We start from the raw sequence: 18,960 nt of genomic DNA, 5'->3' as shown, positions 1-18,960 counted from the left end.
TATGAGACTATTTTTATTTAAATAGTTTTGAAAGCGCATACGTGAAGGCGTGTCTACATAAGATGTGGAATGTGCCAAAAAAGATATTAAGGGGAGGAATTACAGGATGGTTTATGCATTTCCGAATACAGAAGGCTCGAAGGTTTCATTTAAGGACAAGTATGAAAACTATATTAATGGCGAGTGGACACCCCCGGTAAAAGGAGAATACTTTGAAAACGTAACACCAATCACAGGGAAAGTATTTACCCAAGTTGCACGTTCAACTGCAGAAGACATTGAGCTTGCTTTAGATGCAGCACACGGAGCAAAAGATGCTTGGGGTAAAACTTCCGTGGCGGAAAGATCAAATATATTAAATAAAATTGCAAATCGTATAGAGGAAAACCTAGAGATGCTTGCAGTTGCGGAAACATGGGATAACGGGAAAGCAGTTCGTGAAACATTAAACGCTGACTTGCCATTAGCAATTGACCATTTTCGTTATTTTGCAGGGGCTATTCGTGCACAAGAAGGAAATTTGAGTCAAATTGATAATGATACCGTTGCCTATCATTTTAATGAGCCGCTTGGCGTAGTTGGACAAATTATTCCATGGAACTTCCCAATATTAATGGCTGTTTGGAAACTTGCACCGGCACTTGCGGCAGGAAATTGCGTCGTCTTAAAACCCGCAGAACAAACGCCTGCATCTATTTTAGTTCTTATGGAGTTAATTGGTGATTTATTACCACCAGGTGTTTTGAATATTGTAAATGGATTTGGATTAGAAGCTGGTAAGCCACTGGCATCTAGCCCACGGATTAGTAAAATAGCGTTTACAGGTGAAACAACAACTGGTCGCTTAATAATGCAATATGCGTCTCAAAACTTAATTCCAGTAACGTTAGAGCTTGGAGGAAAATCACCAAATATTTTCTTCGAAGATATTATGGATGAAGATGATGCATTTTTGGATAAAGCAGTAGAAGGATTCGTTCTATTTGCTTTAAACCAAGGAGAAGTTTGTACGTGTCCATCTCGTGTACTTATTCAAGAATCTATTTATGATCGATTCATCGAACGAGTACTGGCACGCGTGGAAGCGATTAAAATTGGAAACCCATTAGATCCAAATACAATGATGGGTGCCCAGGCATCGACTGAACAAATGGAAAAAATCATGTCTTACTTAGATATCGGAAAGCAAGAAGGTGCAGAGTGCTTAATCGGAGGAGAACGTAATATACTTGATGGAGAATTTGCAGATGGATATTATATTAAACCAACAGTGTTTAAAGGTACGAACAATATGCGCATTTTCCAAGAGGAAATCTTCGGTCCAGTAGTATCTGTAACAACTTTTAAAACAAAAGAAGAAGCACTGGAAATTGCAAATGATACATTATACGGATTAGGATCTGGCATTTGGACACGTAATATGAACACGGCGTATCGTTTTGGACGTGGTATTCAAGCGGGGCGTGTTTGGACAAACTGCTATCACCAATATCCAGCTCATTCTGCATTTGGTGGTTATAAAATGTCAGGTATTGGCCGAGAAAATCATTTAATGATGCTCAACCACTACCAACAAACTAAGAATCTTCTTGTTAGTTATAATGAAAACAAACTTGGATTCTTTTGATAAGGAAAGGGTGAGTGTAGATGGTTGAACGTGTAATCGCTACAGACACTGCACTAGAACTCATTGAATTATTGAAAAGTAAGCATGGTCAGCTAATGTTTCATCAATCTGGAGGCTGTTGTGATGGGTCCTCTCCCATGTGTTATCCAGATGGTGATTTAATTTTAGGGGATCAGGATGTGTTTTTAGGAAGTATTGGATATACCCCCTTTTATATGCATAAAAGCCAGTTTGAATATTGGAAGCATACACAGCTAATAATCGATGTAGTGGACGGACGTGGGGGCATGTTCTCCCTTGAAGGTGTAGAGGGGAAACGTTTTTTAACAAGATCCAGAGCTTTCACTGCAGAAGAAAATAGGCATTTACAAACTTAAATAAAAGCGAATTAGGGAGTCTGTTAAAGACAATCTAATTCGCTTTTAATTTTTCTCCATTCACAATATTCAGCTATACTATACATAAAGAAAAATGTAGAAAAGAGGTTAGACAAGATGGTAGAAAAATTATTACGCAATCATGCATCTGTTCGAAAATATAAAGATTATACATTGTCTAGAGAGGAAGTTTCAGAACTTATAGAAACTGCTCAACATGCCGCAAGCTCCCATTTTGTACAAGCATATAGCGTTGTCTGGGTGACAGATGATAAGAAAAAAGAAGAGTTAGGTAGACTATCTAGCAACCCAAAGCAATTTGAAACTGCAGGAGCAGCGTTTTTATTATGTGCTGATTTTCATCGTCTTCAAGCAGCTGGTAAAATGCAAGATACGGATATTATGATGGATACGACTGAAAATGTATTAGTAGGTACAGTGGATGTCGCCTTATTTGCACAAAATTTAGTAATTGCTGCAGAATCTAAAGGGTATGGAATTTGTTATATAGGTGGTGTACGAAATGAACCTGCGGAAATCAGTCGTTTATTTGACTTACCAGAAGGAGTTTTTCCGTTATTTGCACTTACTTTAGGGATACCTGATCAACAAAATGATGTAAAACCTAGACTTCCTGTAGCTGCAGTACTTCATGAAAATGAATATGATAGCTCGAAATACGAAGAGCTATTAAAGGAATATGACCAGACAATGGAAGATTATTATGTCAGCAGAGGATCCAACCAAAAAGTTGCAAATTGGACTAAATTAATGGCTGATTTTCTAAAAACGCCAAGACGTTCGCATATGGCGGAATTTCTATCTAGTAAAGGATTCCATTTGAAATGAGGATTGAATATGAAGCCTAAGTGGTCAACAGAACTGGTTAAAAGTTATATGGAGCCGCATCGAAACGAAGAAAATGCAATACCGATGGCAAAATATATGAAAAACAACTTCCCTTTTTTAGGAATCAAAACCCCGGAACGAAGAATGGTTTTTAGTGCACTGATAAAAGAAAATGAGCTTCCTTCATTCGAATCATTACATGATGAGGTATGGGCACTTTTTCAATTAGAAGAGCGAGAATATCATTACGTGGCAATCGAATTATTAGGTAAATATAAAAAGAAACTAACGATAGAAGATTTACCTTTTTGCCTAAAGTTAATTGAAAATTATTCGTGGTGGGATAGCATAGACTCGATTGCACCAAAGATTGTTGGAGATATTGTAAAAGCTAATAGAGTAGAAGGCGAAGCTGTTATGGTGAAATGGGCAAAGTCTTCAAATATGTGGACAAACCGTGCTTCTATTTTACATCAACTAAAATACAAGAAAGACACGAATGAAGAATTATTATTTGCAACTATTAAACGTCACGCAACTTCAAAAGAATTTTTCATTCAAAAGGCAATAGGGTGGGTACTAAGAGAATATGCAAAAACAAACCCAGAAGTCGTTCGCCAATTTGTAGAAAATACGCAACTTGCTGCTTTAAGTAAGCGAGAAGCATTAAAACATTTTAAATAAAAAATAATACCATTTACAAGCGTCCCTGTGTCAGCCACAACTTGGGGAACAATTGAGTCTGATACAGGGACGTTGGAAAGTTTTCACCTATAGAGGGTATGCATCTTTGGATAAAAATCTGTAAAAAAGTATCTATTTATATCTGTATATTTGAATGGAAAGCAGAACTAAAGAAAAATAGACAGCATCCATTAATAAAGAAGCGCTGAGCGGACGAAATTGCATCTTCGTCTGCTTTTAAAAGTATAGGAAAGGATTTATTCTCTCATTATCCAAACCTAATGCACCTTGTTTCTACAAATTTCAAGAGGGCGACGAACAAACATAAGCTACATAATTCCAACGATAATAGTGTAGCCAAGGTTTCGTCCAAAGCACTCTGGAAATAGTAAAGACCAGGTGCACTTAAAGGACGCTCGGGCTTTTCTTATTTCGAATAAAAATTCTCTGTGTAATAAGGAGTAGATTCTACATTAAAAGCAGTGCCGACTCCTAAATTATGAAAATCACTACTTAAAATATTTTTACGATGACCGCTGGAATTCATTAAACCTTCATGGGCAAAAATGCTACTTGCTTGTCCGTAAGCTAAGTTCTCTCCAGCATACGTAAATAGTAAACCATCCTCTTCCATCCTATCAAATGGAGACTTACCTTCTAGATCTTCGTGACTAAAATAATTGTGAATTGCCATATCTTCACTATGTTTTCGAGCTGTATTACTCACAGCTTGGTCATAAGTAAGAATAGATAGACCACGTATTGCTCGTGCAGCATTTGTTAAATCAAAAAGCTGAAATTCAAATCCTTTTTTCAACTCTTCAGATGGTTTTCCAAACGTAGATGGCTGATTGTTTTCCACCGATTTTGCGACTATTTGTATCGCGGTAATCGTATTATTTTCATGTAAATCATAAAAAAGAGTCACATAATTTTCATCTATCAAATATAAATCATATTCCCCTGTGTCTGGAAGAATATAGACAATATTACCTTTCCTCAGTTTAGTTAGGGGTTCACCAAGAACTGAGTGGACCTCATCCCTCGTACTATCCATTTGCAATCCTAAGAAGGCTGATTGAGAGGGTTGATTGGTAAACATTCCATTTACCTTATTGTTTATATTATAAGAAACCATCATGAAGTTTTGATAATTTTCATGATACGTATGCCAAACTAGATTATATTCATTTAAACTCACTCTTTTTGCATTACCGTGTATTTTCTCAATCTCACTTTTTTTCATACCGAGCGTTATTTGATCTAGTTCTATTCCGTTTCCTATAGGAGGTTCTTGATCAGAAGAAATTGTAGTTGCTGGTTCGCTTTTTATTTCCATCCAATATGTTTTGGCTTCATTCAAGTAATGACCTACCTCTAAAGAGTCAATCCACTCATCTACGGGTGTTAAAAAGGAAAGATCTACATAGTCCTCCGCATACTCTTCCCAAAGTGGTCTAGAGAAGAAGATCACTAAAATAAATAGTAAAAACCAACCTATTTTTCTCATCACATTCACCGCCCAACTTACTTTTTAATTTCCCCACATACAATTCGTTTTCCAGAATTTCCAGAGGGATCTGTTTTATAATCATCTGCATTTTCATGGATAATAATAGAGCTACCATCTGCATCTAAAAGCGAATTACTTTTCCCGGCAGTTAAAACTACTGCAGGAGATACTGTTTCTAATTCTACTTTACCATCTTCGCCAATCTCTATGTTAGGCAAGTCACCAGAGTGATAGCCTTTTGGGTTTTCAAAGCCATGCTCCTTATGAGTAGGGTTAAAATGTGCTCCTGCAGTTGTAAATTCTGGTTTTTCACATATAGCTGTCTCGTGAAAATGTATAGCTTTTACTCCTGGAGTTAATCCTTCTGCCTTTAAGTGGATATGTACACCTTTAGAATGTTCTGTGAGTGTAGCTTGTCCAACTTCTTTTCCTTCTGTGTTTATTAACGAAACTTGCACGGTTTCATTTAAGTCAGCATCTGCGGATGAGAAATTACACCCTCCGAGAACAACCATTGTAGCTAGCAAAATAAAAATGTATTGCTTTTTCATTGAATTCCCTCCCAAAATTTATATCCATTCAAGTCTTTCCAAATACAGGGCGAATATACATACATGGACAATTAAATTGGAAAAGAAAAACCGTTCAGCAATTAAGCTAAACGGTCCATCTTCTTCTGTCTTACTATGAATACGACTACTGCGATAAAAAGGAAGATGATAGAAAATAAATATAAGTTTTGATAGCCAAGCCGACTAGCGATTAATCCAAGAACATAAGATCCTATGGCCAGTCCTGTATCAAACAATGTAAAAAATGTAGCGGTAGCATAACCACTTCTTTCGTTTTTTGTCGATTGAATTGCAAGCGTTTGAAAGCTAGGTACAACAGCACCGTAACCAAGACCGATAAAGGCACCTGCAAGTAAGAATAGGAAAGGGGAATTCATAAATGCAAGTAACACAAGTCCAACTATAAACGAAAATAGACCTGGAATAATAATATATTGAGGACCTTTTTCATCAAAAATACGACCTGTAAATGGTCTCGTTAAAAGCATAACAGCCGCAAAAACGGCAAAGAAACTGCTCGTTAAGTGCAACAAACCCTTTTCTTGTGAATAAATAGATAAATAAGATAGGACACTAGCATATGCAAAAGCAACTAAGCTTGCATTAAAGGCAATCGGCAAAGCCTTTTTCTCAAAGAGGTCATTCCAAGTTAGTTTTGTTTTTGGGAGAGATTTAGCTCGCTTCTTATCGGCTGGTATCATTAATGCAGCGGTCGCACCGAGTACTAGTAAAGCTGTTAATGATAGAAATAATAGGTCATAAGAGAAAACCTGTATGAAAGTTAAAGCGACAAATGGACCAACAACAACCGCTAAGTTTGTCGACATAGTAAAATAACCTAATCCAGCACCACGTCTGGATATTGGAATATTATCTGCAGCCAAAGATCCACTTGCAGTTGTGGCAATACTAAAGAAAATACCTTGTACAAATCGTAATACTAATAACGCTTGAAAAGGTTCGACCACATAATAAAGCCCTGTACATATTAAATACAGGAATAAAGTAGTCCAAAGCATTTTGCGCTTGCCTACAAGATCTAAAAGTTTTCCGGAGAATGGTCGAACAATAATTGCAGAAATTAAAAAAATGGTCATTAATAAACCCGCATCTTCATCTGAACGTGATAAGACATCTTTTGCGTACAGAGGAAGTGCAGATACTAAACCGTAAAAAACGATAAAAATTGAAAAATTTGTTGTAAATAAGCTAATAAATGCTTTAGTCCATATAGGATCTTTTTTCTTCATAATGTCTAAGCCACCTGATTTATTTAATTTTTTGTAAAAAACCGATCAAAAGAGTCTCCTCTTCTTTTGTAAGATTTGCCACCATTCTTTCTTCAAATTCTTGAATAGAAGCTATTATTTGCGGGAATTCTTGTATTGCTTTTTCGGATAATTGGACGATTTTCTCTCGACGATCTTTACCAGGATAAATATCTACCCATCCAAGCTCTACTAAGCGATAAACTGTACGAGTAATCGTAGGAGCTTCTACATTTAAGTATTTCCATATCTGAGTTAAAGACATTTTTTCATGTTTTTGAATACAGTACATGACAGTCCATTGCGAAGCGTATAAATCGTGTTTTTTTAGACATTGATTTATCTCATTTGTTAAAAAACGTGTCTTCTGAAAAAGTTCGTGGAAAAGTGGATTCATAGTATGGGTAGCTCCTTTGATTTTTATAATATTTACCTAGCTAAATTATTTTACTTCTCAATATGGAGTTTGTAAAGCCGGGCATATTTCTCTTGTGTATGAATCTTAGATTCTTACACAAACTATGTACAAAAATAAAGTTTTTAAAGGAGCAGAAATAATGACAGAGTTTCCTATTATCCATACGAATGTATGGGATTCATTATGGGCAGTGCCAGTTGTAATGTTAATTACAGAAATTATGAAGAAACTATTGCCCATCCAACCACAATATGTATCTACGATTGCTACAATAATTGGTTTGCTAATTTCTATATTTATTAGTCATCCCCATAATTTAGCAGGAGGTATTTTTATGGGTTTTTTTTATAGCGGTGCTGCGATTGGTTCATACGCTTCGTTAAAGACTTCTCTTCGTGCTTATCGAAATCGCCCATAAAAAAATGCGTACTAATTAAACTAGTACGCAATTGTTATTAGTAACACTGAAAAGAAGAGATTCTATTTAAATCTGTTCCATAATAGGTCCACATACGGCCATTCCATCTGAATCCAGAAATTGAGTTTCTACCAACGAAGGTTGGATAAAGCCAAAAAGCACTGCCATTTGTCAGCCATATATAAGTATTGCGGTGTAAACAGCCGCGTATAGAACCTGGATCTACCGCATACACTCCAGCATTTTGTTTCTGTGGAACGAAAGAAGGCGGGGGACTAGTTGGTGCTCCTCCTTGTGCTTCAGGCGGATCAAGTGGTGGAAAACTAGGGGGAGCTGAATGATCATATCCATGCGGCCACTGCTGTTGTCCAGGCATTGATCCCGGCATTTGCCCAGGCATTGGTCCAGGCATTTGTCCAGGATATTGCCCCGGGAATTGGCTAGGATATTGTCCGGGATATTGCCCCGGATACTGGCTAGGATATTGCCCAGGATATTGGTTAGGGTATTGTCCCTGACTTTGGCTTTGTGTTGGCATCATATTTTCGGGAAAGTATTGATTTCCAGATGGAGGACCTTGTTGGCCTGCTCCTGGCTGATTTTGAAAATATGGAAATTGGTTGTTCATTAACAATCCTCCTTTCACTATATATTCAACCTAGTATATGTGAGGAGGATTATTATGGAACGGTGGTTATTCGGTAATATATTCTAGTGATTTTTGTAATAATTGCTCAGTTGATATCCTATTTTCTCCGCCACCTTGCGCAATCGTATTGTTTCCACCACCTTTTCCGTTAATAAGTGGAAGAATTTTTTCTATCAGTTCTTTCATATTTTTATCTACAGAACTTCCTCTAGCAGCAACTATTTGTATGCGATCATCATTTTTAGATACTAAAATACAAACCAACTCAATCGATTCTGTTGTAATTAGCTTGGCAAGTTTTTGCAACTCTTGAACAGTACGATTTTGAAAATTGGCTGTCAGTATTGTTCCTTTTGTATTTCTAATCAGCTCTTTTGCTTCATATTGTAAAAGTAACTCATTTAAGTTCGTTATTTGTTTTTCTTGCATTTTGACGTTATTGAGTAAAGTGTGCACAGCATCCTCTAGTTTTTCCTCCGGGGAACTTAAACTACTTATTAAATTAGTAATAATAGTGTGTTTGCGTTTCAGATGTGTAATAACTCTTTCTCCACAAACAAATTCCACTCGAATATTTTGCTTTTGTTTCTCCATCTGCAAAATTTTAATAAGTCCAACTTGGCCCGTTGCTTTTGGATGTGTTCCACCACAGGCGTTATAATCAAAGTCAGGTATTATGACAAGTCGTATATCTTCTTTCACTTTAGTAGGTTTGCGAAGCTTGTATTGAGCAAGTTCTTCTTCTGTTACCCACTTTGTATCGATCGGATGGTTTTCTAGAATTATTTCATTTGCCAGTGCTTCTACTTCTGCTAATTGATACGCAGAAATCTCATTTACATCCAAATCAATTGTGGAGCTGTTTTTTCCTAAATGAAAGCTAACCGTTTTAAATCCAAATAGGTTATCAAAAGCAGCTGACAAAATATGTTGACCGGCATGTTGCTGCATATGATCAAACCGTCTTTTCCAATCAATAGCCCCCTCTACATACTCCGTATTAGCTGGAAGAATTGTCGCTAGGTAATGTCTAATTTCACCTTCTATTATTTCTACATTCGTGACAGCAATGTCATTTAGTGTTCCACTATCATTCGGTTGACCACCACCAGTAGGATAAAATGTTGTTTCTGAAAGTACCACATAATCCTGTTCTTGTTTTAGAATATTTGCAGAAAACGTTTGTATGTACGGATCTTCATAATAAAGTTTGTTTGTCATATGAAACCACTCCTTTATAAAAAAATATTACCATAAAAAGAAGAGCACAATCATATTTAACTGTTTCTCTTTGCCCATGGTAATGAATGTGATTCTTCCCTATACTGGAGAGGATATGCTAATAGTGTGCGAACGATTTGAATTAATTGATGTCAAATAACGGGGTGAGAAAATGTTCAATTCAGTAATATTTTATACGAATAAGCTAAAGCAGCTAAAGGGGTTTTATGGTAATGTGCTAGGATTAAGTATTTTAGAAGCTAGTAGTGAGCATTTCACTGCATCCATTGGAAAATCGACACTTACCTTTCGAGCATCAGAAAAACCCGCATCTTATCATTTTGCGATTAACATTCCTGGAAATCAGTTTACACTCGCTAAACATTGGGCGTTAGAAAGAGTGACATTAAACAGAGAAGATGCGGTAGATGAAATTTATTATTCACGTTTTGAAGCAGATGCTTTCTACTTTGAAGACCCGGTCGGAAACGTAATTGAATTCATTGCTAGGCGTAATGTGGATAAATGGAGTGATTTTAGTGTGGATTCACTGTTAAATTTAAGTGAGGTAAGCTTTACTACTCCTTTTGTAGAAGAAGTAGGGGAACAACTCCAAAATATTGGCATTCCTATCTCAGGTCATGCTGATATCGAACCGAATGAACTGAACTTCTTAGGAAGTAAAGATACGTATATTTTATTGGTTCCGCCTCAAAGAAGATGGTATTTTTCAAAAAGAATGAGTGAGACTTCTCCCTTGGAGATAGAACTTACAGGTGGAAAGAGGATTATTGTTTCGGATGAAGGAAAAGCTGAAATAATATAATAAAAGCGACAGAAAACTTTCTTTCGAGAGTTATTCTGTCGCTTTTATTATTTAACATATAAATTTGTATGCACTTCTAACGCGCGGGATAAGGAAGAATATGTTTTTGTATCCGAAAAACTTATACCAAGAGAGAAGGAAATTTGTGCTAATTCTGGGCGGATTCCTGAAAAAATCGGTTCTACTCCTATTAGCTTTAATGCAGCTAATAATTGGTATAGTTGTTGCGCCACAATTGTATCTAGGATAGGAACAGCAGATAAATCTATGAATATTTTATTGAGTTTTTTTTCCGAACATTGTTCTAAAGTGGATTCCAATATTAATTTTGCACGTTGGAAGTCAATATTGCCGATAAGTGGTAATACACCTATCCCTTCTTTTATAGGGATTACAGGGCTACTAAGTTCTGTGATCAGTGCTTGCTGACTCATCATTATTTGTTGTGTATGATCGTGATGATGCTTAGCGAAGCTTTCAATAATGTAGTCAAAAGCTGTATTCATGCTATCTGACCAAGCGCTGACATCCTGAGTAGTGACCGAGTGATCTGTTTGGTCCATAAATATTTGTACATATTTCCACAATACTTTGCGTACTCTACGAAACGAACGAATACTTTCATAGAGAGGGAAAGCTTCAGCTGCTCTCTTTTTAGCAACACTTGCAGCTCGATTATCAATGTAATTTCGGTATTCCTCGGGGTCTTGAACGTATATAGAGGCAATCGCTTCTATTAAAGCGCCATTTTCTTTTCTTAAATATACCTCCGAAGCCGAAGAGATATAAGTAGGGTCTTCCAAAAACTGTTTAGAAAGCCATTCGTCTGTAATATTTGATTTGTTTTCAATAATAAAGTCATGTAGATCTTTTGTCAGCTGACTCATAACCTCAAACCCCTCCACAGTTGCTTCTCATAAACCTATTGTAGTTTATTAAAAGTTATTATTCTAGTACGATTATTGTTAAAATGAGATGAGATTGATGGAAGTAAATGCAAAAAAATGTCACACTAATAGTGGTAATATATATATTGGTATATGAAAATGATTATATGGGAATTGCATTAAAGACGAGTAATCTATTTAATAATTTGCCATTACCTCATGTAAAAGTGGATATCGTAGAAATGTTGGATACATGTTAGACTACTATGTATAAAGAGTATAGATTCAGAAAGAAGAGGAATTTACTTTTAAATATGATGTCATGGGTTATGATCAATGCTTATATATTGACGAATGAAATAGAGGATGAATTAATGTGATTCTCCTACAAACACCTGCATACAGCGCATGATTCTCATGACGATTTCCGTTCATTCTTTTGTTTTCGTAAAAGTTTAAATGCAAGATATAGCATGGTAATTCCAAGAATAAAGGCTATTACAGAGTAGAGAATAGTATTTAATCCTTTTCCAAATACTAATAATAACAGGTAAAGCGGGACCACTATGTATATCAATTTTTCGGCACTCAGTTTCATTTTGTAGCTCCCCTTTAGATAATGTATTATTTTCATTATAACAACAAATTAGAAATTGGATTATTTTCTGTTAAGAAAGTGATAATATAAGTAAACGGAGGTGGAATTTTTGAAAATAACATCATATGAAGTGGGAAAAATAAAAGATCCAACTGGTATTATAGCAGGAGAACGTTATGAATTTTTATTAGGTATTGAAGTGCCTGAAGAGGATGAATTATACGGTGATGGTGAATCTTTAGATTTACGAGTTATTTTAGCTGTTGAAGATGCTAACGAGCGAATTGTACAGTACCATATTTTATACAGAAGCAATGGTAAATTATTAGATTTTGGTCTAGAAGATGAAGAAGAAATAGAAGTACTTACATTTTGCAAAGAACACTATAACGAAGCGATATAGGAGGAGGGAAGCCTTCTCCTTTTATTATTCTCCTTTCAGTTTTTTTCTTGTGCTAATTGGGGTAAACTGTAATATAACATGTAACTTTAAGCAACAGGAATTTAAACCCCTATAGCTTAACGTTAAGGTCTCACCAGGATAGCGCAAAAACTTTATCCATGAACGGGATAAAAATACGTCGAGGCTAATTTGATCATGTGAAAAGGTGGCCATTTTAATGGAACTAACAAAGTTAATGGAACATGTAAACGTTGATGAAGTCATTCATCCAAAACGAATAGATATAACGGGGCTTGCCTATAACTCACGAAAAGTTGAAAAAGGACAAGTGTTTGTTTGTGTAAGAGGATTTAAAGCTGATGGACATCAGTTTGCTGGACAAGCAGTAGAAAAAGGAGCAACCGCACTCGTAGTAGAGGAATTTATAGAAGGTTTAGATGTACCTCAATACAAAGTAGAGAGCGGGCGAAATGCTTTAGCGACACTTGCGGATGCATACTATGGTCATCCAACTCAACAACTTAAAACCATTGGTATTACAGCTACAAATGGAAAAACCTCAACATCTTTTATGACGAATGCTATTTTAGAAAATCATGGTCTTAAAACGGGACTAATGGGTACGGTTGTAGTGAAAATCGGCGACTATGCTGAGCCGTCTGAATTGACGACGCCAGAATCTCTAGACTTGCAACGTTTTTATGCACAAATGGTTGATGCAGGTGTCACACATGCAACGATGGAAGTCTCATCATCTGCATTAGAGTTAAATCGTGTAGGTTGTGTGGATTTTGATATTGTAACATTGAATAATATAAGTCGTGAGCATATCGATTTGCACTCGTCATTTGAGAATTATTTTGAACATAAATCTAGTTTGATTCGAAATGCGGGAGCAGACAAAGTCGCTATATTAAATTTGGATGACAAATATTCTGCTTCTCTTGTCAATAAAACAAAAGCAAAAGTAATCACTATTGGAGTAGAAGAACAATCGGCAGATGTCATTTGCAGCAACTTAGATTTATCGACGGGCCGCGCAAAATTCACGGTAGAAATTACACGTGATTTAGTTACACAAGATCTTGTAATTCCAAAGCAACAATTCCAAATTCAACTTTCTACACCTGGATTTCACTCTGTTTATAACTCCATGGTTAGTATTGTAATCGGATTATTATGTGAGGTGCCGATTACAACTATTCAAAAAAGTTTGTTTGAATTTGTTGGCGTTGAACGTCGGTTTGAAATAATTTTCGAAGATGATTTTAAGATGATTGATGATCATTTCGCTAATAGCGGAAATATAGATATCACGCTGGGCACATTAGAAAAAATGGATTTCAATCGTGTCTCTCTTGTGTATGCAATTCGCGGAGATAGAGGAGTCACGGTAAATAAAGAAAATGCAGAAGCAATTGCAAAATGGGCTCCTAGACTGGGAATCCATGAAGTGGTTGCAACACTTAGTCGCTCTCATGTCACGCAAAAGGATATAGTTTCCGATGCAGAGCTTGCTGTATTTAAAGAAGTAATGGATGAGGCTGGCATTAACGTTCATTTATATGAAGAATTACCAGAGGCAATAGCGCATAGCCTTCAGGATGTAACAGAAGGTGACTTACTATTACTTGCTGGATGCCAAGGAATGGACTATGGTGCCAAAATTGCTTTAGAGCAGCTAGAAACGATAAGACCTAATATGGATAAAAAGAAATTATTCCAACCACTTGAAAAGCGAGTAGCTGGTAACTCATAAATAAAAAGACCGAATGCTAAATGTAACGGGTTCGGTTGGTGGGAAGAAAAATGCCAATAACAAAGTAAATTTCATACTAACCAGTTTATATTTCAACAGCAAATCGGCAATATAAATTCAAGTAAAAACGCTCAGAAATCTGAGCGTTTTTTTGATGTATACTATTGAACTAAATCACTCTGTTAGCTTAATAAGACTCTAAAGTTTTTTAAATTTGCTTTGAATTTTAACGAGAACGTAATTTTTTGTCCACATTTGAGTAGTAGCAATTAAGCTTTCTCCATCTTTTTCAAAGAATAGACCAGCACCATCTTTTTCTTTAAATTCCCATCCATTTGAACTAATCATTTTTTTTATATATTCATCAGCCACCAAGATACCTTCATTTTCAGTTCTTGTGATATACCAAATCATTTCATCTTCAAATGCAATTTCTACTACTTTACTATCGGATTCTTCCAGTTTTTCAATTACTTCTTTTGCTGATAAATTTTCTATTGGAAGAGAAGGATAGTATGATTTATTTACAAATATGAACACAGCAATAATAACTATTACAATACCTAAAATAAATCCAACCTTTTTCAACTAATTACCCCTTTGTTTAAATCAAGATATCTTAACAATCCGTTCTTGTTCAACTAAACTGCTTCTTATATACAGCATCATTCATCAGGCAGCCCAGCCTATCATACCCACCCCTCCAAGTAAAAAAGAAATACGTTAATCACTATTGGTTCAACGCAACTATCAGTTAAACACTTTTTTATTTTACTACGGGAATAGGTACATTATTTAGCCAGTCAATGATAAAAGGGGCTTGATGGGAATTAATGTTAGTTGGAAGCTCTTCTTTTGAGAAAAAACGTAATTGTTTACTTTCTATATTTTGTTTTAGACTTCCTTCATAATTTCTTGATTGGAATATGATTTGGATGCTATATACTTTGTCTCCATTAGGATAACTCGCAAAACCTTTTTTACCTGAGTATATTCCAAACAAAGAAACTTCAGTAATTGTGAGGTTTGTTTCCTCAAATACTTCTCGTTTAACAGTCTCTTCAAAAGTTTCACCAATTTCCATAATTCCACCTGGAATGCCCCACATGTCTTGTCCAACCCGTTCCTGCAAAAGAATCCTTCCTTGTTGGTCTTCTATGATTGCTCCACAACCAACTGTCAGCAATATTTTGTTTCCAATCATTTCTCTCATTGTTTTAATGTAATCATTCATGAATTATTACCTCACATAAAAATAATATTACTTGAAATTGTAGTTCCTATTTAACAATTCTACACATTGCCAAAAATACCTCTTATTCAACTAAACCGCCCCTTTAGTTCAATAAGAAAAAAGAGCTGCCGATGGCAACTCTATAATCTTTAACTAAGCACCTTCAGTTTTGTGGGATACAAAACTTTTCCTGTAAAATCGGTGTTAATATTTAACCATTCAGGATTTAGCTTAGATCTAAATATGGTGTGTTCGTTAGTTTTTGATACAAGTTGTCTATAGGGGGCACGATTGCCTTCCCTTCTCAGATTTCTTGCGTAATTCCGCTTCCTTGGCCAACATTTCCGGATCCTCGGTCAGCTCCGGCGCCTCAAATACTTGACGCAATTCAATCTGACCTTCCCCATGTCCTTGTGGGTCCGGCATCCGCATGGCCCACTCGATGGCCTCTTCCCTCGACTTCACATCAATCAGAATGAACCCGGCAATCAATTCTTTCGTTTCCGTAAATGGGCCATCCGTAACTATCGGCTTTTCCCCTGGTTTCGGATACGAAAGGCGAATCCCATTTGAACTTGGATGAAGTCCTTTAGCCGCAACCCGAACGCCTGCCTTAACTAATTCCTCATTGTACTTCGTCATGGCTTCAATGAGCTCAGAGCTCGGGAGATTTCCGGCCTCCGAATTCTTCGAGGCTTTGACAACCATCATAAACAACATAAAAATTTCCTCCTTCTTTTTTTAGAGGCAATGCCCTAATTGACCTTTTTTAAATACAACGAACCGGTATCTTCAAAATCAACATTGATAAAAAATCAAAAAATGTGATCGTTACGTAAAATTTTGTTCTTCACAGTTGATATTGGCAAATAGTGTAGCTACTGTTTAGTCCACAACTCTTGGGAAATAGTGAGGACAAGATGCACTCTTAAAGGGCACGCTTGCGTTTTTCTTATTCTTTATCGTTTTCTACTATATATTTAAGAATAGATAATTTGTTGTTCCAAAACTGTTCGTAATAAGATAGCCATTCACTTAACTCTTTTAAAGATTCAGGCTGAAGCTGATATATTTTTTCCCTACCTACTTTACGCCCTGTCACCAATTCTGCTTCTGAAAGAACATGAAGATGCTTGGCTATTGCTGTGCGGCTCATCGGAAAATGAGAAGTAATCTCAGAAATAGGTAATTCTTTTTCCGAAAGAAGCTTTAGAACCTCTCTTCTTGTTGGATCGGCGATAGCTTGAAATACATCATATTTCTGTGCGGCAGAAGACACTTAACTTTCAACAACCTTTCTTAGACGATCCTGAACAATCCCTTCCCAACCATGAGCCATATTATCTCGAATAATAGAGCTTTTTTCATTTGCTTTTGTAATAAGGTCATTCGGTTGTTTCCACCCACCGTGAATAAGTGTAAACTCCGTTTTGTCTCCAATTTCTTTCAAAATAAATGAAACAACCCAACCATCTGTATCCCATATAAAAGAAAGTTTATTTGGAGGATTTACTTCTGTAACCTTGCAAGGGGATGGACCAAAAGGCGAGTGAATATGAAATTCATGACCGACTTTTAATTGAAAGTCGTTTGGCATAAACCAGCTTGCAATCGCTTCCGAGGTTGATACATTTTCCCACACTTTTTTAATTGGTGCATTTAATACGATTGTTTGTATGATATCTTGAAGTTTAGTTTCCATTGTTAATCCTACTTTCCTAATTAAAAATAAAACCAAATGGTTTCGTATAATTTATAATACGAAACCATTTGGTTTTATGTCAAGTGATATTACCACGTTTCGTCTCAAAAAAAATTATTTCCTTTTTGGCGAATAATTAAGTGTAGTAAATAATTCTTTTTTCTCTAATTCTGTTAATTCTCTCCATTGCCCTAGAGCGAGACCTTCCAGGGTAATATTCATAATACGCTTGCGTTGAAGTCTTTTCACAGTGAATCCAAGAGCGGAACACATTCTTCTTATTTGTCTGTTTAATCCTTGCGTAAGTGTAATATTGAAAGTTTTTGGTCCTATCTTTTTCACTTTGCAAGGAAGTGTTTTCGTGCCTAAAATATTTACTCCCGAAGTCATTTTTTCTAGAAAGGAATCTGTGATTTGCTCGTTGACTGTAACGATATATTCTTTCTCATGTTTATTTTCCGCACGTAGTATTTCATTTACAATATCCCCGTCGTTTGTTAATAAAATTAGCCCGTCCGAGTCTTTATCCAATCGACCGATATGGAAAATACGTAGTGGATGATTGACAAAATCGACAATATTTCCTTTTACATGCCTTTCTGTTGTGCTTGTAATACCAACTGGCTTATTTAGCACAAGGTAAATTAAAGGTTGTTCAACAACAATTGGCTTGTTGTCAACCATAACATCGTCTCCTGCCTCAACTTTGCTTCCAAGCTCTGCAATTTGACCATTAATGGTTACTCTTCCTTCTGTAATCCATTTATCGGCACCACGTCTAGAAATAATGCCTGCTTCACTTAAAAATTTGTTAATGCGCATAATTGACACCTACTTTTCTTATTACAATAATTATAACAAAAGTTGAAACTAATTCAGAGTAAACAACGTAAAAAAGAAAAGGAGTGAACGGCTATGACAATCAATCAAAAAATTGAACATACATTTAATGCTTTAAAAAAAGTAGTAGGCTGGGGTGTAGATAAGCGAGTTACTTTATCACTTGCAGGCTATTACGTAATTCTAGGTAAAGAGTTTGATGAAAGCAGATTTAAGGAAATAGAAGCTTATATTAAAAAGAGAGCAAGTGTATTTTCTCCATTACGCTCTTATTTACACCCTCTTTTTGTTGCTACAATCGATGCTGGAGGTTTAGATTCCATTCAAGCGGTTGATCTTTTATTAGAGAAAGTAGAGGCTTTAAAAAAGTCTTCCTTTAAAGTGAATAGCTATACCTATTTAGCGGCATTACTAATGTCAGATGATAAAGAAGCTTGGCCAAACGAGGTAGATCGGGCGAAACAGTTAATGGAGGACATGAAAAAACATCATCGTTTTTTAACATCCACGGATGATTATCCATATGCCATGTTTTTAGGGAAATTGGATGGAGACACTACAGTTCGAGCTGAATCGATGAATCGTTACTATCAAGAACTTCGAAATCATAAGTTTTATTCGGGAAATGAATTACAATGGATGTCGCAGGTGTTAACGTACACAAGTCAAAACTACGAAGAAGATTTGTTATCACGAGCATTGATTATTCGAGATGGATTAAAAAGTGTAAAGATAAAGACTTCTGTAGCCCAATATCCAATGATTGGATTTATGGCAGTATTGAAAATGAATGAAGACCAATTAAATGACATCGTTTCCACTTATCAATCCCTGGTAAGTATGAAATTATTTTCTTGGTACAAAGAAAGTGCACTGCCTATTGCACTTGGGTGGGAAATGAGGTCATCAAAAGATACTTATACAACAGCGGCTATTTCAATGGCGACATCTCTGGAAATGCTTCTCCAGGCACAACAAGCGATGATGGTATCGACGATAGCGGCAACTAGTGCTGCGACTTCATCTTCCAACTCTAACTAACCTTCATGTTATACTATAATGGATGTGCTATGATTGCAGAAGCCGTGAAGAATGGTCTAGCATCAATTAATCAT

The 18,960-nt window shown here is 36.1% G+C and carries 23 protein-coding genes; 10 read left to right on the top strand and 13 right to left on the bottom strand.

The genetic code is table 11. The features are described from left to right. The first annotated feature begins 106 nt into the window (after window positions 1-106). From adh to ACEPXG_RS18775, 4 genes are all read left to right on the top strand, one after another. A complete protein-coding gene (gene adh, locus ACEPXG_RS18790; RefSeq protein WP_151701797.1) occupies window positions 107-1,627 on the top strand; it encodes an aldehyde dehydrogenase in 1,521 nt (506 codons plus the stop codon). A 20-nt stretch (window positions 1,628-1,647) separates the two neighbouring features. Next, a complete protein-coding gene (locus ACEPXG_RS18785; protein WP_391205796.1) occupies window positions 1,648-2,004 on the top strand; it encodes a DUF779 domain-containing protein in 357 nt (118 codons plus the stop codon). A 117-nt stretch (window positions 2,005-2,121) separates the two neighbouring features. Beyond that, window positions 2,122-2,853: an NADPH-dependent oxidoreductase gene (locus tag ACEPXG_RS18780; protein ID WP_391205793.1), complete on the top strand. Its 732-nt coding sequence runs from the start codon at window positions 2,122-2,124 to the stop codon at window positions 2,851-2,853. A gap of 9 nt (window positions 2,854-2,862) precedes the next feature. Continuing rightward, window positions 2,863-3,537, top strand: coding sequence for a DNA alkylation repair protein (locus ACEPXG_RS18775; RefSeq protein ID WP_391205791.1), 675 nt, complete (start codon window positions 2,863-2,865; stop codon window positions 3,535-3,537). Window positions 3,538-3,964: 427 nt separating this feature from the next. On the opposite strand, the gene ACEPXG_RS18770 is transcribed toward ACEPXG_RS18775, so the two are convergent. The 4 genes from ACEPXG_RS18770 to ACEPXG_RS18755 form a co-directional block, all read right to left on the bottom strand. Then, on the bottom strand, window positions 3,965-5,047 hold the full coding sequence (locus ACEPXG_RS18770; protein WP_391205788.1) for a CAP-associated domain-containing protein: 1,083 nt from the start codon (window positions 5,045-5,047) through the stop codon (window positions 3,965-3,967). 17 nt (window positions 5,048-5,064) lie between these two features. Next, window positions 5,065-5,601: a superoxide dismutase family protein gene (locus ACEPXG_RS18765; protein ID WP_391205785.1), complete on the bottom strand. Its 537-nt coding sequence runs from the start codon at window positions 5,599-5,601 to the stop codon at window positions 5,065-5,067. Between the two features lie 101 nt (window positions 5,602-5,702). Next, window positions 5,703-6,872 carry an MFS transporter gene (locus tag ACEPXG_RS18760; RefSeq protein ID WP_391205782.1) on the bottom strand — a complete coding sequence of 390 codons (1,170 nt, stop codon included), beginning with the start codon at window positions 6,870-6,872 and terminating at the stop codon, window positions 5,703-5,705. Window positions 6,873-6,891: 19 nt separating this feature from the next. Then, the gene (locus ACEPXG_RS18755) at window positions 6,892-7,287 is read right to left on the bottom strand and encodes a MarR family winged helix-turn-helix transcriptional regulator (protein ID WP_391118550.1); all 396 of its coding nucleotides are present in this window, start codon (window positions 7,285-7,287) and stop codon (window positions 6,892-6,894) included. Window positions 7,288-7,447: 160 nt separating this feature from the next. On the opposite strand from ACEPXG_RS18755, the gene ACEPXG_RS18750 reads away from it, so the two are divergent. After that, on the top strand, window positions 7,448-7,726 hold the full coding sequence (locus tag ACEPXG_RS18750; protein WP_151701790.1) for a hypothetical protein: 279 nt from the start codon (window positions 7,448-7,450) through the stop codon (window positions 7,724-7,726). A 37-nt stretch (window positions 7,727-7,763) separates the two neighbouring features. Here the strand turns inward: ACEPXG_RS18750 and ACEPXG_RS18745 are convergent, their stop codons facing one another. Next, complete coding sequence (locus ACEPXG_RS18745) at window positions 7,764-8,354, bottom strand: transporter (RefSeq protein ID WP_391205780.1); 591 nt, start codon at window positions 8,352-8,354, stop codon at window positions 7,764-7,766. A 66-nt stretch (window positions 8,355-8,420) separates the two neighbouring features. Continuing rightward, the gene (locus ACEPXG_RS18740; protein ID WP_391205777.1) at window positions 8,421-9,596 is read right to left on the bottom strand and encodes an alanyl-tRNA editing protein; all 1,176 of its coding nucleotides are present in this window, start codon (window positions 9,594-9,596) and stop codon (window positions 8,421-8,423) included. A 172-nt stretch (window positions 9,597-9,768) separates the two neighbouring features. On the opposite strand from ACEPXG_RS18740, the gene ACEPXG_RS18735 reads away from it, so the two are divergent. Beyond that, window positions 9,769-10,422 (top strand): glyoxalase, encoded by a 654-nt coding sequence (locus tag ACEPXG_RS18735; RefSeq protein ID WP_391205774.1) that lies wholly within the window; start codon window positions 9,769-9,771, stop codon window positions 10,420-10,422. Between the two features lie 47 nt (window positions 10,423-10,469). Here the strand turns inward: ACEPXG_RS18735 and ACEPXG_RS18730 are convergent, their stop codons facing one another. Then, window positions 10,470-11,309 carry an STAS domain-containing protein gene (locus tag ACEPXG_RS18730; protein ID WP_391205771.1) on the bottom strand — a complete coding sequence of 280 codons (840 nt, stop codon included), beginning with the start codon at window positions 11,307-11,309 and terminating at the stop codon, window positions 10,470-10,472. A 107-nt stretch (window positions 11,310-11,416) separates the two neighbouring features. On the opposite strand from ACEPXG_RS18730, the gene ACEPXG_RS18725 reads away from it, so the two are divergent. The 3 genes from ACEPXG_RS18725 to ACEPXG_RS18715 all read left to right on the top strand — a co-directional run bounded on the left by ACEPXG_RS18725 (window position 11,417) and on the right by ACEPXG_RS18715 (window position 14,069). Continuing rightward, window positions 11,417-11,569, top strand: a complete 153-nt coding sequence (locus tag ACEPXG_RS18725; RefSeq protein WP_391205768.1) for a hypothetical protein — start codon at window positions 11,417-11,419, stop codon at window positions 11,567-11,569. 447 nt (window positions 11,570-12,016) lie between these two features. Further along, window positions 12,017-12,310, top strand: coding sequence for a DUF6509 family protein (locus tag ACEPXG_RS18720; protein WP_391205767.1), 294 nt, complete (start codon window positions 12,017-12,019; stop codon window positions 12,308-12,310). Between the two features lie 217 nt (window positions 12,311-12,527). Next, on the top strand, window positions 12,528-14,069 hold the full coding sequence (locus tag ACEPXG_RS18715; protein ID WP_391205764.1) for a Mur ligase family protein: 1,542 nt from the start codon (window positions 12,528-12,530) through the stop codon (window positions 14,067-14,069). Between the two features lie 198 nt (window positions 14,070-14,267). On the opposite strand, the gene ACEPXG_RS18710 is transcribed toward ACEPXG_RS18715, so the two are convergent. The 6 genes from ACEPXG_RS18710 to rluF all read right to left on the bottom strand — a co-directional run bounded on the left by ACEPXG_RS18710 (window position 14,268) and on the right by rluF (window position 17,827). Continuing rightward, a complete protein-coding gene (locus ACEPXG_RS18710) occupies window positions 14,268-14,657 on the bottom strand; it encodes a hypothetical protein (protein ID WP_391205762.1) in 390 nt (129 codons plus the stop codon). 178 nt (window positions 14,658-14,835) lie between these two features. Further along, window positions 14,836-15,303: an NUDIX hydrolase gene (locus ACEPXG_RS18705; protein WP_391205759.1), complete on the bottom strand. Its 468-nt coding sequence runs from the start codon at window positions 15,301-15,303 to the stop codon at window positions 14,836-14,838. A gap of 276 nt (window positions 15,304-15,579) precedes the next feature. Next, window positions 15,580-16,023, bottom strand: a complete 444-nt coding sequence (locus ACEPXG_RS18700) for a YciI family protein (RefSeq protein WP_391205756.1) — start codon at window positions 16,021-16,023, stop codon at window positions 15,580-15,582. A 232-nt stretch (window positions 16,024-16,255) separates the two neighbouring features. Further along, complete coding sequence (locus ACEPXG_RS18695; RefSeq protein WP_391205753.1) at window positions 16,256-16,582, bottom strand: ArsR/SmtB family transcription factor; 327 nt, start codon at window positions 16,580-16,582, stop codon at window positions 16,256-16,258. After that, entirely contained in the window at window positions 16,583-17,005 is a 423-nt protein-coding gene (locus ACEPXG_RS18690) for an SRPBCC family protein (protein ID WP_391205751.1), read from the bottom strand. A gap of 114 nt (window positions 17,006-17,119) precedes the next feature. Continuing rightward, window positions 17,120-17,827 carry a 23S rRNA pseudouridine(2604) synthase RluF gene (gene rluF, locus ACEPXG_RS18685; protein WP_391205749.1) on the bottom strand — a complete coding sequence of 236 codons (708 nt, stop codon included), beginning with the start codon at window positions 17,825-17,827 and terminating at the stop codon, window positions 17,120-17,122. Between the two features lie 93 nt (window positions 17,828-17,920). Here rluF and ACEPXG_RS18680 point away from each other — a divergent pair, with 93 nt between their 5' ends. Then, on the top strand, window positions 17,921-18,886 hold the full coding sequence (locus tag ACEPXG_RS18680; protein WP_391205746.1) for a DUF4003 family protein: 966 nt from the start codon (window positions 17,921-17,923) through the stop codon (window positions 18,884-18,886). Window positions 18,887-18,960: the final 74 nt, after the last annotated feature.

The sequence above is a fragment of the Psychrobacillus sp. L4 genome (assembly GCF_042944905.1).
GTDB lineage: Bacteria > Bacillota > Bacilli > Bacillales_A > Planococcaceae > Psychrobacillus.
The sequence above is the reverse complement of the archived record's forward strand: the minus strand, read 5'-3'. Positions and strand labels throughout refer to the sequence as shown.